The 12,152-nt window shown below is 66.1% G+C and carries 9 protein-coding genes; all 9 read right to left on the reverse strand.

All coding sequences use genetic code 11. The features are described 5' to 3' along the window. The coding region (locus tag PSET11_RS00040; protein WP_124089514.1) for a WecB/TagA/CpsF family glycosyltransferase at nt 1-2,721 on the reverse strand (2,721 nt) is incomplete at its 3' end. 300 nt (nt 2,722-3,021) lie between these two features. Beyond that, entirely contained in the window at nt 3,022-4,338 is a 1,317-nt protein-coding gene (locus tag PSET11_RS00045; RefSeq protein ID WP_124089516.1) for a M18 family aminopeptidase, read from the reverse strand. A gap of 10 nt (nt 4,339-4,348) precedes the next feature. Further along, a complete protein-coding gene (locus PSET11_RS00050) occupies nt 4,349-5,245 on the reverse strand; it encodes an intradiol ring-cleavage dioxygenase (protein WP_124089518.1) in 897 nt (298 codons plus the stop codon). An 80-nt stretch (nt 5,246-5,325) separates the two neighbouring features. Further along, nucleotides 5,326-6,018: a response regulator gene (locus tag PSET11_RS00055; protein ID WP_124089519.1), complete on the reverse strand. Its 693-nt coding sequence runs from the start codon at nt 6,016-6,018 to the stop codon at nt 5,326-5,328. Then, nucleotides 6,015-7,325: a sensor histidine kinase gene (locus PSET11_RS00060; RefSeq protein ID WP_238988962.1), complete on the reverse strand. Its 1,311-nt coding sequence runs from the start codon at nt 7,323-7,325 to the stop codon at nt 6,015-6,017. The genes PSET11_RS00055 and PSET11_RS00060 overlap by 4 nt, the downstream gene beginning before the upstream one ends. Nucleotides 7,326-7,360: 35 nt before the next feature. Then, nucleotides 7,361-8,257 carry an ABC-2 family transporter permease gene (locus PSET11_RS00065; RefSeq protein ID WP_124089522.1) on the reverse strand — a complete coding sequence of 299 codons (897 nt, stop codon included), beginning with the start codon at nt 8,255-8,257 and terminating at the stop codon, nt 7,361-7,363. Nucleotides 8,258-8,262: 5 nt separating this feature from the next. Beyond that, nucleotides 8,263-9,210, reverse strand: a complete 948-nt coding sequence (locus PSET11_RS00070; RefSeq protein ID WP_124089524.1) for an ABC transporter ATP-binding protein — start codon at nt 9,208-9,210, stop codon at nt 8,263-8,265. Between the two features lie 146 nt (nt 9,211-9,356). Next, nucleotides 9,357-10,844: a bifunctional phosphatase PAP2/diacylglycerol kinase family protein gene (locus tag PSET11_RS00075; protein WP_124089526.1), complete on the reverse strand. Its 1,488-nt coding sequence runs from the start codon at nt 10,842-10,844 to the stop codon at nt 9,357-9,359. 56 nt (nt 10,845-10,900) lie between these two features. Further along, nucleotides 10,901-12,124 (reverse strand): MFS transporter, encoded by a 1,224-nt coding sequence (locus PSET11_RS00080; protein WP_124089528.1) that lies wholly within the window; start codon nt 12,122-12,124, stop codon nt 10,901-10,903. Nucleotides 12,125-12,152: the final 28 nt, after the last annotated feature.

Here is a 12,152-nt window from a genome sequence, read left to right on the forward strand (position 1 = left end):
GCTGCTCTCGTCCCGTTCCCAGGCCTTGGTGGTGGCCCGGCCACCAGCGCGCTGGCCGCGCAGGGCGAAGGCCACGTAGACCGCCGCGTCGAAGGCTGACCCGGGGCCACGGACTGAGCCGAGGAGTTCGCGGACCGAGCTGCCGGCGTCGCCTGCGTCGCCCTGTTCAGTGTTGCCCCGGTACGTCCGGCGGAGGATGGCTTCCAGCCCTTCAACAGCACGGGGGATCCGCACCACCACAGGCTTGGTGTTGAGGATTGCCTTCTCGTCAGCGCTGAAGAGCGAGTCCACAAACAGGTCATCGGCGGTGACGTCCGGGAAGGACCCCAGCCGGGAGTGACCCTCAGAGCTCACGGCATACGCCCCTGCGCCCCAGAGGTGCGCCCGCTGGGACGGCATCCTGAAGCGGGCCCGGTAGTAGGAGCTGACCAGCCAGTGCGCACCCTTGCTGTCGTAGACGAACTCCGGCCGCGCAGCGAGGGCATCGCCGTTGGACAGGGTGGAGAAGAGTGTCGCCAACGCGGCCGGCCGAATCTCAATATCGGCGTCAAGGTAGAGCCGTGGCCACACGGTTGCGGCCTGGTCCGCGGCATTAAGCGCAGCTACCTTGGAGGCCTCGGCAAGCTCAAGCACCTGCACCCCCGGGTAGCGCTTGGCGATGGCCGCTGTTGCGTCTGTGCAGGCATTGCAGGCCACAATGACCTCAAGCCGGCCAGCTGCCGCGTACGGGGCCAAGTGGTCCAGCGTGCGCTCCAGCACGCCCGCCTCATTGTGCGCCGGAATGACCACCGATCCGCGCGGCATCAGGGCTGGATCCAGCTCCGAATCGGGGCGCGGCAGCTGGGCCCAGCGCGATTCACGGGCAACAGTGGCCAGGATTCCCTGGTTTCCCGGAATCGGCGCACGGAGCAGCGAACTCAGGATGACCGCGCCGTGGAAGAGCTTGGCGTAGGTAACAGGCCGGAACTTGCGCACATACCGCACCCGGTTGGTGGCCATCAGTGCGTCGAGTTCCACCGAGGCGCCGGAGGCCCCGCGGCTGTGACTCATCCGGGCCGAGGGCTCGAACCACACACTGGCGCCCGTCCGGCGGACGCGGCGCATAAAGTCGGTTTCCTCGGAATAGAGGAAGTACTGCTCGTCCCAGTCGCCCACCTTGCGGGCGGTGCGGCCGTCGATCAGCAGGGCAGCACCGGTGGCCCAATCCACCTGGTGCGCACGTTCGTAGCTTTCCGGGCCGTAGTCCATCTCGGAGAGCCACCCTGGCCGGCTCTGGATCCGGCTGCCCAGGACCGCGTCGCCTACAGCACGGGACACCGTGGGTTCACGCCGCAGCGAGGGGTAGACAGTACCGTCGTCGTCGCGCAGGAGGGGAACCACGACGCCGGCGCCGGAGGTTGCCATCCGGGCCCGAAGTTTCGCGATGGAGCCTTCCTCGAGGCGCATGTCCGGGTTCAGGACCAGGAATGATTCCACATTGCCGGCCCGCTGCATGGCGAGGTTGATCCCTGCTGCGTAGCCGAGGTTTCCGCCGGTCCGGAAGATGTCCACATCGTCCTGGCCGTGGATGCTGTCGATGGTGGCTGACGACGGCGAGTTGTCCGCAACAATGACCTTGATGCTTTGCTGCGCCACTTCCTTGCGCAGGTCCTCCACGAGCTTGGGCAGGGTGTCCTGGCTGTTGTAGGTCACCACCAGCACGGCAACCTGGGCCGCGTCGTCCTTGGCCGAGAAGCCCAGGAGCGACGGCTGCGGGATGCCGGTGGGAACCGGCGAGGCCGAGGACCGCGAACCCGTACCCGACGTCGGAACGGGGGGAACGACGTCGGGCCCGCTGTGTGCGCGCAATCGGGCGTACGCGGGGGGGCCGTCTACGAGGTACCGGGAGGCGAGCCGCTTGGGCTCCAATGCAAGGCGCCAGGCCCACTCAAGGCCGGCGTCGCGCAACGCCTCCGGTGCCCGGCGGACACTGCCTGCCAAGAAGTCAACGGTGGCGCCGAAGGCGAGCAGGACGCGGGCACCGGTCAGGTGCCCGTAGTCCTTCATCCAGAGTTCCTGCCGCGGTTTGCCGAGGCACACGAACAAGATGTCGACACCGGAACCCGCGATGTCTGCGGCCAGGGCAGTAGACGCTGCGTGGTCGGTGAGGTCCTTCCGGTCAGGGGCCCAGTAGCCGGCCACCTTCAGTGCGGGGTAGTCCTGGTCGAGCCGGACCCGGACCAGCTCGTGGGTTTCCGGCATGCCGCCAATAAAGCCAACGCTGAGGCCGGCTACCGCTGCCTCGTCCAGGATGGGCCAAGAGAGGTCGCTGCCGGCCAGTCGGGGCCAGCGCACTTTAGTGACCCGCTCTGCCTGCGTGACCAGGGGTGCGCCGTCGAGCAGCGTGAGCCATTCCGAGTTGGTGTCAGATTCGAGCACGCCAGCCCATTTCGAGTCCCGGCCAAAGTGCTTGATGTGGTCCAGGTTGGCCGACGCCACGGAAAGCGGCTGGCCTCCTCCACGCCGGGCGGCGCGCGCCATGATGAGCCGCACGGCGTCGTCGGCCGTTGCCAGGTGCACAGGGGCCCCGCCCAGGTTGATAGGGACCGGGAACGGAGGCAGTGCGGCGGGCTGCGGCAGGGGTGCTGGCGCGAACTGGTGCGCGGGCCTCGCTAAAAGCGAGGTGGGCCGCCCCGTCGACTTCTTGGTCAGGCCGGGCAGCAGTGCGGGTGCAGAGGACATCTCTTGGCTCCAGGGTCACGGCGCACCCGAACAGAGGCCAGGTTGGGGTCTGCACTCCCCGTCCTCGCCAGGCGCCAAAGGGCGGCGCCTTCTCTGATGCGTCAGTTGGTTATCACCAACACCCTGTTGTTGCCGGCCTGTGCGGCCGCCGCGCTGTAGTCCGGAACCGGGACGCTAGCCAAAAGGGTGTTCGTGTAAATCCACCGTAAGCAGGTCAAAGCCGCCCTACTAGGAGAATTCGCTGTAACTGTGGGTATCCGCACCAGGTCTGTGGGCGCCGAACCGGGCGCCCACCTGCGGCTAGATCGCCGTCTTGAAGAACCGTTCCGTCACCACTGCGAGGCGCCACGGGTCATCGACGCCGCACAGTTCCCGCGCCGAATGCATGGAAAGCAGGGGCACCCCGACGTCGACCGTCCGGATTCCCAGCCGGGTGGCCGTCAGCGGGCCGATGGTGGACCCGCAAGGCATCACGTTGTTGGAGACGAACTCCTGGTACGGAACGCCCGCCGCCGCGCAGAGGCCCGCCCAGAACGCTGCACCTGTGGCGTCCGTGGCGTAGCGCTGGTTGGCGTTGATTTTGAGCAGCGGGCCGCCGTTGAGAAGCGGGTGGTTGGCTGGGTCGTGCCGTTCGGCGTAGTTGGGGTGGACGGCGTGGCCGGCATCGGCTGACACGCAGAACGACGCCGACAGGGCCTGCCGCCGTTGGCTCACCGTTGCGCCCAGGCCATCCGAGATCCGGACGAGGACGTCCTCCAGGATGGGTCCACAGGCACCTGAGCGGGAGTTTGAGCCGATCTCTTCGTGGTCGAAGGCTGCCAGGATCGCGATCGGGCGGGTGTCTGCGCTTCCCGGCCCCTGCGGGTTGCCCGCGTGGGCGATCAGGGCCGCAAGGCCCGCATGCGTGGCCGAGAGGTTATCGAGGCGGCCGGAGGCGAAGAACTCACTATTGCCGCCGAAAACTGCCGGTTCCTGCGTGTCTGCAATGACGACGTCGTACCCGCCGATCTCTGCCGGGTCCACCCCGCCGCCTTCTACCCGGGCCGCCAAGACGGCGAGGAGGTCCGTATCGCGGGCATCGCCCAAGCCCCAGACCGGGTTCATGTGCCGCTGCTTGTCCAGCGTGAGGCCCTCATTCACTGCCCGATCAAGGTGGATTGCAAGCTGTGGGAAGCGCAGCATGGGACCCGTAGCGGTGAGGTGCTCGGTGCCGTCGCGCAGTACCAGGCGACCAGCCAGCTGCAGTTCGCGGTCCAGCCACGAGTTCAGCAGCGGCCCGCCGTAGACCTCCACGCCCGCCTGCAGCCAGCCGAAGGCCCCAGTGGTGGGTTTCGGCTTGAGCTTGAAGGACGGCGAATCCGTGTGCGCGCCAAGGATGTTGAAAGCCGTGGTTGGCCCGGCAGATTCGGGCACCACCCAGGCGATCAGCGCCCCGTCGCGGATCAGGTAGTAACTGCCCGCCGCGGCAGCCCATTCCTCCCGCTCATCCAGCCGGACAAATCCCGCCGCAGTGAGGCGCCGCCCCGCCTCGTGGACTGCGTGAAAGCTCGACGGCGATGCGCTGACATATGCGCCAAGGTCCTGGATGTGGTCCGCTGCGGAAGAAAGTGAAGGCATGCTCCCGAGTCTAGAGGGTGACGTTCAGCCCCGCCGTGTACCCGGTGGCTGCCGACCCGGTCATGGTCGCCAGCTGGTAGATGCCGCCGTCGTCGCCGAAGACCATGTCCGATTGCAGGGTGGTCCGGGTCATGTTGGTGACGCTCTGCTCATAGCCGGCGGTGGCGTACACGTCATCGCACGCCGCTTTGGTGAGGGCGATCTGGGAAACTGCCAGCACCTGGCCGGCTGCAGTGGCATTGCTCATGGATTCGAATACCTCGAAGTGGATGTGCGGCCAGCGTCCCGAGTAGGCAGCCGGGAAGATGGAAGTGAACGTGACCTGGCCGTTGGCGTCCGATTCCTGCACGCCGCGAAGGTAGTTTTCGTTGGTCAGCCCGGAGTCGTACAGGGAGTACTTCCCGTCCCGGTCACAGTGCCAGGCGTACACGGCCGCACCGGCCAGGGGGACACAGCCGTTGGCGTTGTCCAGCAGTGTCAGGGTGAAGGTCAACGGCACCCCTTCCGCGGTAGCCGTTCCGGATCCGAAGCTGGCGCGGATGTCCTGACGGACCACCCCTGACGCTTCGAGGGCGTTGGGCCCATTGGAGCCATCACCGGGGTAAGGGCCGGCGGTCTCTTCCGGGATCTCCACCCCACACTCGGCGATGGCGCGGGTCAGGGTGGGGCTGGCGGTGGCTGTGGCTGACGTTGTCGCCGTCGCTGTCGCCGAAGCTGCGGCGGTGGACGTTGCGGTGCCCGATGTCGATGCGGGTGTACACGCTGCGAGGGCCGCAACGGCACCACCGGCGCCAAGGAACAGTCCTAGGGACCGGCGGCTCATCATGGTGGAGAGATCGAATTCAAGTCCGCGATCATGGTTCGGGTGGGGCTGGTGGTGGTCTTCGGGGCTGCGTGGAGGGGTCATGGATCCATCTAAGCCCGGCCCCTTATGCGGCGAGTAGGGCTCGCCTGTGTGCCAGCTGTGAGGATCCTGCACCCCTCCGGTCAGTAGTCAGGGTTACTCGGCACCACCAGGCCGGTCTCATAGGCGTAGACCACGGCCTGGACCCGGTCCCGGAGATGCAGCTTGGTCAAAATCCTGCGCACATGCGTTTTTACCGTCGCCTCGGACAGATAGTAGCGATGGGCGATCTCCGCGTTGGAAAGCCCCTCCGCCATGGCCTCCAACATCTCTGTTTCCCGCGGCGTGAGCTCCGCCAGCAATGGGTCCGGTGCTGACGTTGCCGGTGCGGGCCGGGCAGCGCCACGAACGTACGTCTCGAGCAGCCGCTGGGTCACCCTCGGCGCCACGACGGCGTCGCCGCTGGCCACCACCCGGATCGCCTGGATGAGCTCCTCCGGTGCTGCATCCTTGAGCAGGAACGCAGACGCGCCAGCTTGGAGCCCGGCAAACGCGTACTCATCAACGTCGAAGGTGGTCAAAATGATGACGCGCGCTCTCGAATCCGCAGCACTGAGGGCCCGCGTCGCTTCGATCCCGTCCAGGACGGGCATCCGGACGTCCATCAAGACGACGTCGGGATCCAGTTCCTTGACCAGCGACACCGCTTCCGCGCCATTGGAGGCCTCCCCTACAATATGGAGGTCTTCTTCGCCTTCCAAGATGAGCCTGAAACCCATCCGCAGCAGGGGCTGATCGTCCACGAGCAGGACGGCGATGGTGGTGTTGTCGGTCATGGCCTGCCTTGCAGTTCGGGGGACGAAATGATGCTGGATTGCTCGGCGGCCCATGAGAGTTCTACATGCACCCGCCAGCCACGTTGGGTCCGTCCAGCCTCGACCGTCCCAGCGTAGATCCGGGCCCGCTCCGCCATCCCGGCAAGGCCCTGGCCAGAGCCAAACGATCCCAGGGCTACGGTGCCTGGCTCATTGGTGAGCCAGGCGGGCGCTCCTGCGCCGTCGTCGAGCACGTCGATGCTCACCACGTCGCCGGAGCGGACAATTGCCACGTCCACGCGCCCCAGCGACCTCCCATACCGCAACACGTTGGTGAGCGATTCCTGCACGATCCGGTAGACGGTCAGCTGGAATGCGGCGTCGGCGGGAAGCGCCGGGCCTGTGTAGGAGTAGTGCACCGGCAGCCCTGCGGTCCGGAAACCATCGAGCAGGGTGGCCAGGCTGTCGCCCGAGGCGAGGGGCTGGCGTGGCGCCACGAGGCCCGCATCGTCCCGGAGCACCCCCAGGACGCGGCGCATGTCCGCCAGCGCCGCGCGGCCCGTGCGGGAGAGTTCACCCAGAACATCTCCGGCACGTTCGGGATTCTTCCGGACCACGACGGCGGCGCCATCCGAGAGACTGATCATCACCGTCAGCGAGTGGGCAACGACGTCGTGCATTTCCCGGGCAATCCGGTTCCGTTCGTTGACCGAAGCAAGCTGCGCGGTTCGGGTTGCCCACGCAGCGATTTCCTGTTCGTGTTCGCGCCGCTGCCTGATCCCGATCCCAATACCGGTGGCGATGACGTTGGAGAGGGCGATGGTGGCGCCGGTGGCAATGCTGGAAATCAGCTGAAACTCACCGGAACGGGCAGCTTCGGGGATCAACGACTCCTCCATGGGACCCACGGCGGCCATGAGGTAGAGCAGGGCGAGCGGTGCGGTGGCCACGGCCATGGTGATCAGGGCGAAGCGGCGGCTGTGGACTACGGCGACGGCGTAGAGCGAGAACCACAGGCCGGCTGAGACGTTCGAACCCCACGGATGCAGCAGGGTGACGGCAACTTCAACGACCGCCACAAGCGCAACCAAGCCCACGGGGTACCGGCGGCGCAGGAACATGGCCCCGCCCACGCCGACCAGCAAGGCTGCAGCCAACCAATTCCCGGACCGGATGGCGTCAACCACTGTGGGGGCCACGAGCAGCGCGTAGCACGCCGCAACCACCGCGTCCATGACGCGAGGCCGCTCGTAAAGGTAGCTGCGGAGCCGGCCCCGGCGCCGGGCTGTGAGTTCGGCGAAGGACGCGTCAGCCTGATTGGCTGCCACGTCCCTCGCCGTCGTCGGATGCTGCACGGTGCTGACTAGACGTCGCGCTTCTTGAGCACCAGCAGGGCTGGGATGAAGAACAACAGCACGTAGCCAAGGAAGATCAGGCCGCCCTGCCAAGGATCGATGAACGCGTCAATGTGGCCAATCGAGAGGAACCGTCCGCCGGCCTCGCTGGGGATGTACTGGGGGACGTACTTCCAAAAATCGCCGGGGATCAGCGTCGCGGCGCTGGAGGCGATCGGGAGGACGAAGAAGATGCCCACCAGGACCGTAATGGCACCTGCTGAGTTGCGGAGCAGCGTGCCCAACGACAACCCGATAAGCGCAACGCCTGCCACATAGAGGCCGCCGGTGAAGACGCTGTACAGCACGCCCTCCGTGGACCAGTCCAAATCGATGCCAAGCCCACGGAAGACCGGCTGGGCGATAAAGAACGTTGCCACTCCGGCCACGGTGGTGATGACGTAGGAGATGACCGCCAGGATGATGGCCTTGGCGAGGAAGGCGGGCGTCCGCCGCGGCACGGCGCTCATGGTGGACCGGATCATGCCCGTGGCGTACTCGGAGGACATGAACAGCACCGCCAAGGCACCGATGATCAGGATGCCGATCTGCAGTCCCGCGTTGGGCAAGTTGTAAAGGTCCAGGCCTGAGCCAGCTGGCATGGATTCCGTCAGCATGCCCGACGACGGCTCCAGGCCCTGTTCACGGGCGGACTTGGCCATCTGGTCCAGGATGCTGAAGCGGACCAGAATGGTCAGAGTGCCCACACCGACAGTCGCGAGCAGCGTCAGCAGCAGGAGGATCCGGGTAGACATCAAGGTCCACAGCTTGATCCATTCGGAACGCAGCACGCCGCCGAACGTCAAGCCGTGCCGGGCTGCGGCAGCCCTGGTCTGGGGGGCGGTGGTATCAGTGGAGGTACTCATCAGTGCTACTTTCCTACCGTTGCGGGGGCGGCTTCGGCGGGTGCGCCGGTCAGATGCGAGTGGTACTCCACTTCGTCCTTGGTCAGGTCGAAGTAGGCGTCTTCTAGGGAGGAGACTTGGGGGGTGAGCTCGTAAACCAAGACTTGGTGTTCCAGGGCGAGCTGCGCGATCTGGCGGGGCTCGAGGCCTGTCACAGTGAGGGTTTCGGGCTCGCTCTGGTCGATGGTGACGCCGTTGCCTGCGAGGAGAGCCGAGAGCTGTTGCGAAGCGCCGGTCCGGACCAGCGTTTTGGTCTGCCGAGTGCCGGCAATGATGTCCCGGACAGGGGCATCGGCAATGATGCGGCCGCGGCCGATCACAATCAAGTGATCGGCTGTCTGCGCCATTTCGCTCATGAGGTGCGAGGAGAGGAACACTGTTTTTCCCTGCGAGGCGAGGTAGCGCACTAGGTTACGCACCCAGAGCACACCCTCGGGATCGAGCCCATTGACGGGTTCGTCAAGGATCAGGGTCTGCGGATCGCCCAGCAACGCGGCGGCAATGCCGAGCCGCTGCCCCATACCCAGTGAGAATCCGCCGGCCTTCTTCCGGGCAACTGCTTCCAGACCCGTCATCTCGATGACTTCGCGGACCCGGCTCTTGGGAATGCTGTGGGTTGCCGCCATGGCAAGGAGGTGGTTGTAGGCGCTTCGGCTGGTGTGGACCGCCTTGGCATCCAGGAGCGCACCCACTTCCTGCAGCGGAGCCTTGTGCTGCACGTAGGGGAGTCCGTTGACGGTGACCGATCCGGAAGTAGGCCGGTCCAGGCCCATGATCATGCGCATGGTGGTGGATTTTCCGGCGCCGTTTGGCCCCAGGAATCCGGTAACCTGCCCGGCTTTGACGGTGAAACTGACACCACCTACGGCGGCTTTTGCCCCGTAGGTTTTGGTCAGGTTGAGTGCCTCAATCATGGTTCCCTCCGGTTGGCAGCCCGCGCTGCCGAATGTGTGTGGAGACGGTGGTGTGCTTCTACGCTACCGAGGACGCAGCGGTAATTCGCCTGTCTTGGGGATGATTTGGTGCTGCCCTGGGTACTCCGGAGTGATGACCGTCCTGGTCACTGAGGTAGTGGGGAGTAGTACGTCAGCGCACGCCGCTGCACTGTATAGGTCACAGCTCGCACGCCGGCCAGGACCTCGCCGTCCACCGCCAAAACCATAGGCGCGCCGCCAGCGTCGATATGGACTTCGGTGGCTTCCTGCAGGTGGGTGATCCGCGAACTGGCAACAGTTCCCGTCAACACCGCCCAGAGGAGGCGAAGCCGGGCAAAGGGCTCATCTGCGGTAATCAGCCGAAGGTCGAGGACGCCGTCATCCAGAACTGGCCGAGCCAGCGGCGCATGGTCGAGGGGGTAGTGCCTGCCGCGCCCCACATACGCAATCCACACCTTGTGCCTGATGCCGTCGACGGTAAGCGATGTGGGTGTCCCGGCGGCGAACGTGCGGAACATAGCCACCACCCCCGCCAGCGGTTTACCGAGGGCAGGCTGCAACTGCTCCCTGCGCCGCACCAGGTTGGGGTACAGGCCAACACTTGAGGTGTTCAGCATGGTCATGCTGAGCATCTCCGGCTCACTCAGGAGGCCACGCTGGATGGTGACCGTTCCGACGTCGGCCAGCGCAGCCTCACCGGACACGGCGGCGGTGAGGGCGTCGCGCAGGCTGCCGGTGCCCGCGTCCTTTGCGAAGTGGTTGAGGGTACCGCCGGGCAGCACCAGTAACGGCAGGGAACGTTCGACGGCGACCGCTGCGGCAGTGCCCACGGTCCCGTCGCCGCCCCACACGCCCAAGGCCAGGGTGCCGGGCGTGTCGGCGCAGCGGTTGACCTGCTCGGCAAGATCCTGGTCATGTTCCATCAGGAGAATATGCGCTTTGGGTAATACTTTTCGAAGGGCGTCGGCCGTTTCATCGGTGAAGGATCCGCCCAAGGTGTTCACCACGATGCTGAGTCCCTGCCCCTCGCTCAGCTTCGGCGCGGGAACGGGTGTCCTGGTGAGCGCGGGGATGGGCGGCCGGACTGGCCACCAACGGCGGGTGACCAGCGCCGAGGCAGCCCCAAGGGCTGAGCCGAATGCCACGTCGGAAGGCCAGTGCGCACCCGTGTGCACCCTGGAATAGGCCACGGCTGCAGCCACGGGAGCCAAGGCCGCACCGATCCCTGGCTGCACCAGTCCCGCACCTACAGCGAACGCGACTGCTGATGCGGAGTGTCCTGAGGGCATGGATGAGCTGGTGGGCTGCGGATGGACGAACCTGAAGACCGGCAGGCTGTCCGGGTGCGGCCGGTTGCGTGGCAGTAGCGTTTTAAACACTACGTTGGTCACTCCGGACGCTACGCCTTGGGCAATGAGCCCGTGCAGTGCTGCGCGGCGGGGACGACCTGGGATTATCGCCATGGCCGCTGCGGCCGCCATCCACAATTTGCCGTTGTTGGCCGCTGCGGATAGCGTCCTGAAGAAATCGTCGTGCTCCCCACTCGGGAGCCGTGAAACATTCCGGACGAGGTATCTATCCAATAGGCTGATCGGGCCTCGTTTGTTCCGCATTCTTTCACCCTACCGCCGGGACTGACGCAACTAGGCACCCGTGGGCGGCAACCCACCTAAGCCGTTGGGCCGCCGTCGTGCGCAGGAACGGCCTTGAGCGGTTTCGCCGCGCCCGCGAGCAAAAGTGCCAACAGAATCGGTGCCAGGATTGCCAGCAGCGCTTGGTGGATTCCGGTGAGATCGCCCAGGAAACCCAAGAGCGGAGGCCCCGCCAGGAACGATACGTAACCGATGGTGGACACCACCGATACCCTCGCCGCAGCACGCCGGGGATCGTCCGACGCCGCGGACATGCCCATGGGGAAGGCCAGCGCCGCGCCCATTCCCCACAGTGCTGCGCCAATCGCGGCCAGCCAGACCTCACCGGCCAGGACGTAGAGGCAAAGCCCCACCGCGGCAGCGGCCATGCTGGCACGCAACGACACCACGCGGCCGAACCTGTCGATGATGCGGCCGCCGGCAAACCTGACAGCCGTCATCGCCAGGACGAAGAGCGCAAAGAGCAGCGCGCCCGTGGATTCTGAAGTGCCCAGGCCGTCCACCGAGGCCTTGGCAATCCAGTCGTTGCCCGCGCCTTCGGTCAACGTGGCACCCAGCACCACCACACCAATCAGGAGGGTGCGGCTTTCACGCCAGGCCGAGGGGCCGCGAGCCGGCTTGGCTTCGCCTTCCGGGACCACAGCGGCGGGAACGTGGGGCAGGAAGTACTTTGGCGCCACCATGGTCGCCACCAGGACCACCACCACGATAGCCAACAGGTGCAGCGGCAAGTCCACGCCAATGGTCGCCAGACCGGCACCCACGAGCGCCCCCACGAAAGCGCCGCCACTGAAGGCCGCGTGCAGCTGGGGCATGACCGTCCGGCCAAGGCGGTGTTCGACGTCGGCCCCCTCCAGGTTCTGCGCAACGTCCCACAGACCCACGGCGATGCCAAAGAAGAAGAGCGAGACAGCCACTGCGGGAGCGGACGCAATCGATAGGGAACCCGCGATTCCCACCCCGGCCGCCGCTGCGATGAGCCCACCCAGGCGCACGGTGTTGGCAGTCCCAATCCTGCCCACCACCAGGCCCGCGGTGGGCAGGGCGAGGAGGGAACCCAGCGCCATGCACAGCAACAGGCCACCCATCTGCCCGGAGGTGATCTGCAAGGTTTCCGTGACGGCCGGAATCCTGGCTGCCCAACTGGCAAACACCAGGCCGTTGATGCCGAACACCACAAAGGTCGCGATGGTGGCGGCCCGCAATGCTGCCGGGCTGGCTTTGTCTGTCTTGGCGCTCATGCGTGCACTACTTCCCCTGAGTATGGTG

Source organism: Arthrobacter ulcerisalmonis, assembly GCF_900609065.1.
GTDB lineage: Bacteria > Actinomycetota > Actinomycetes > Actinomycetales > Micrococcaceae > Arthrobacter > Arthrobacter ulcerisalmonis.

Coding starts and splice junctions, on each gene's coding strand:
- PSET11_RS00075 (WP_124089526.1), bottom strand. CDS start 10,844: ATGCGGAACAAACGAGGCCCGATCAGCCTATTGGATAGATACCTCGTC.
- PSET11_RS00055 (WP_124089519.1), bottom strand. CDS start 6,018: ATGACCGACAACACCACCATCGCCGTCCTGCTCGTGGACGATCAGCCC.
- PSET11_RS00070 (WP_124089524.1), bottom strand. CDS start 9,210: ATGATTGAGGCACTCAACCTGACCAAAACCTACGGGGCAAAAGCCGCC.
- PSET11_RS00080 (WP_124089528.1), bottom strand. CDS start 12,124: ATGAGCGCCAAGACAGACAAAGCCAGCCCGGCAGCATTGCGGGCCGCC.
- PSET11_RS00065 (WP_124089522.1), bottom strand. CDS start 8,257: ATGAGTACCTCCACTGATACCACCGCCCCCCAGACCAGGGCTGCCGCA.
- PSET11_RS00045 (WP_124089516.1), bottom strand. CDS start 4,338: ATGCCTTCACTTTCTTCCGCAGCGGACCACATCCAGGACCTTGGCGCA.
- PSET11_RS00050 (WP_124089518.1), bottom strand. CDS start 5,245: ATGACCCCTCCACGCAGCCCCGAAGACCACCACCAGCCCCACCCGAAC.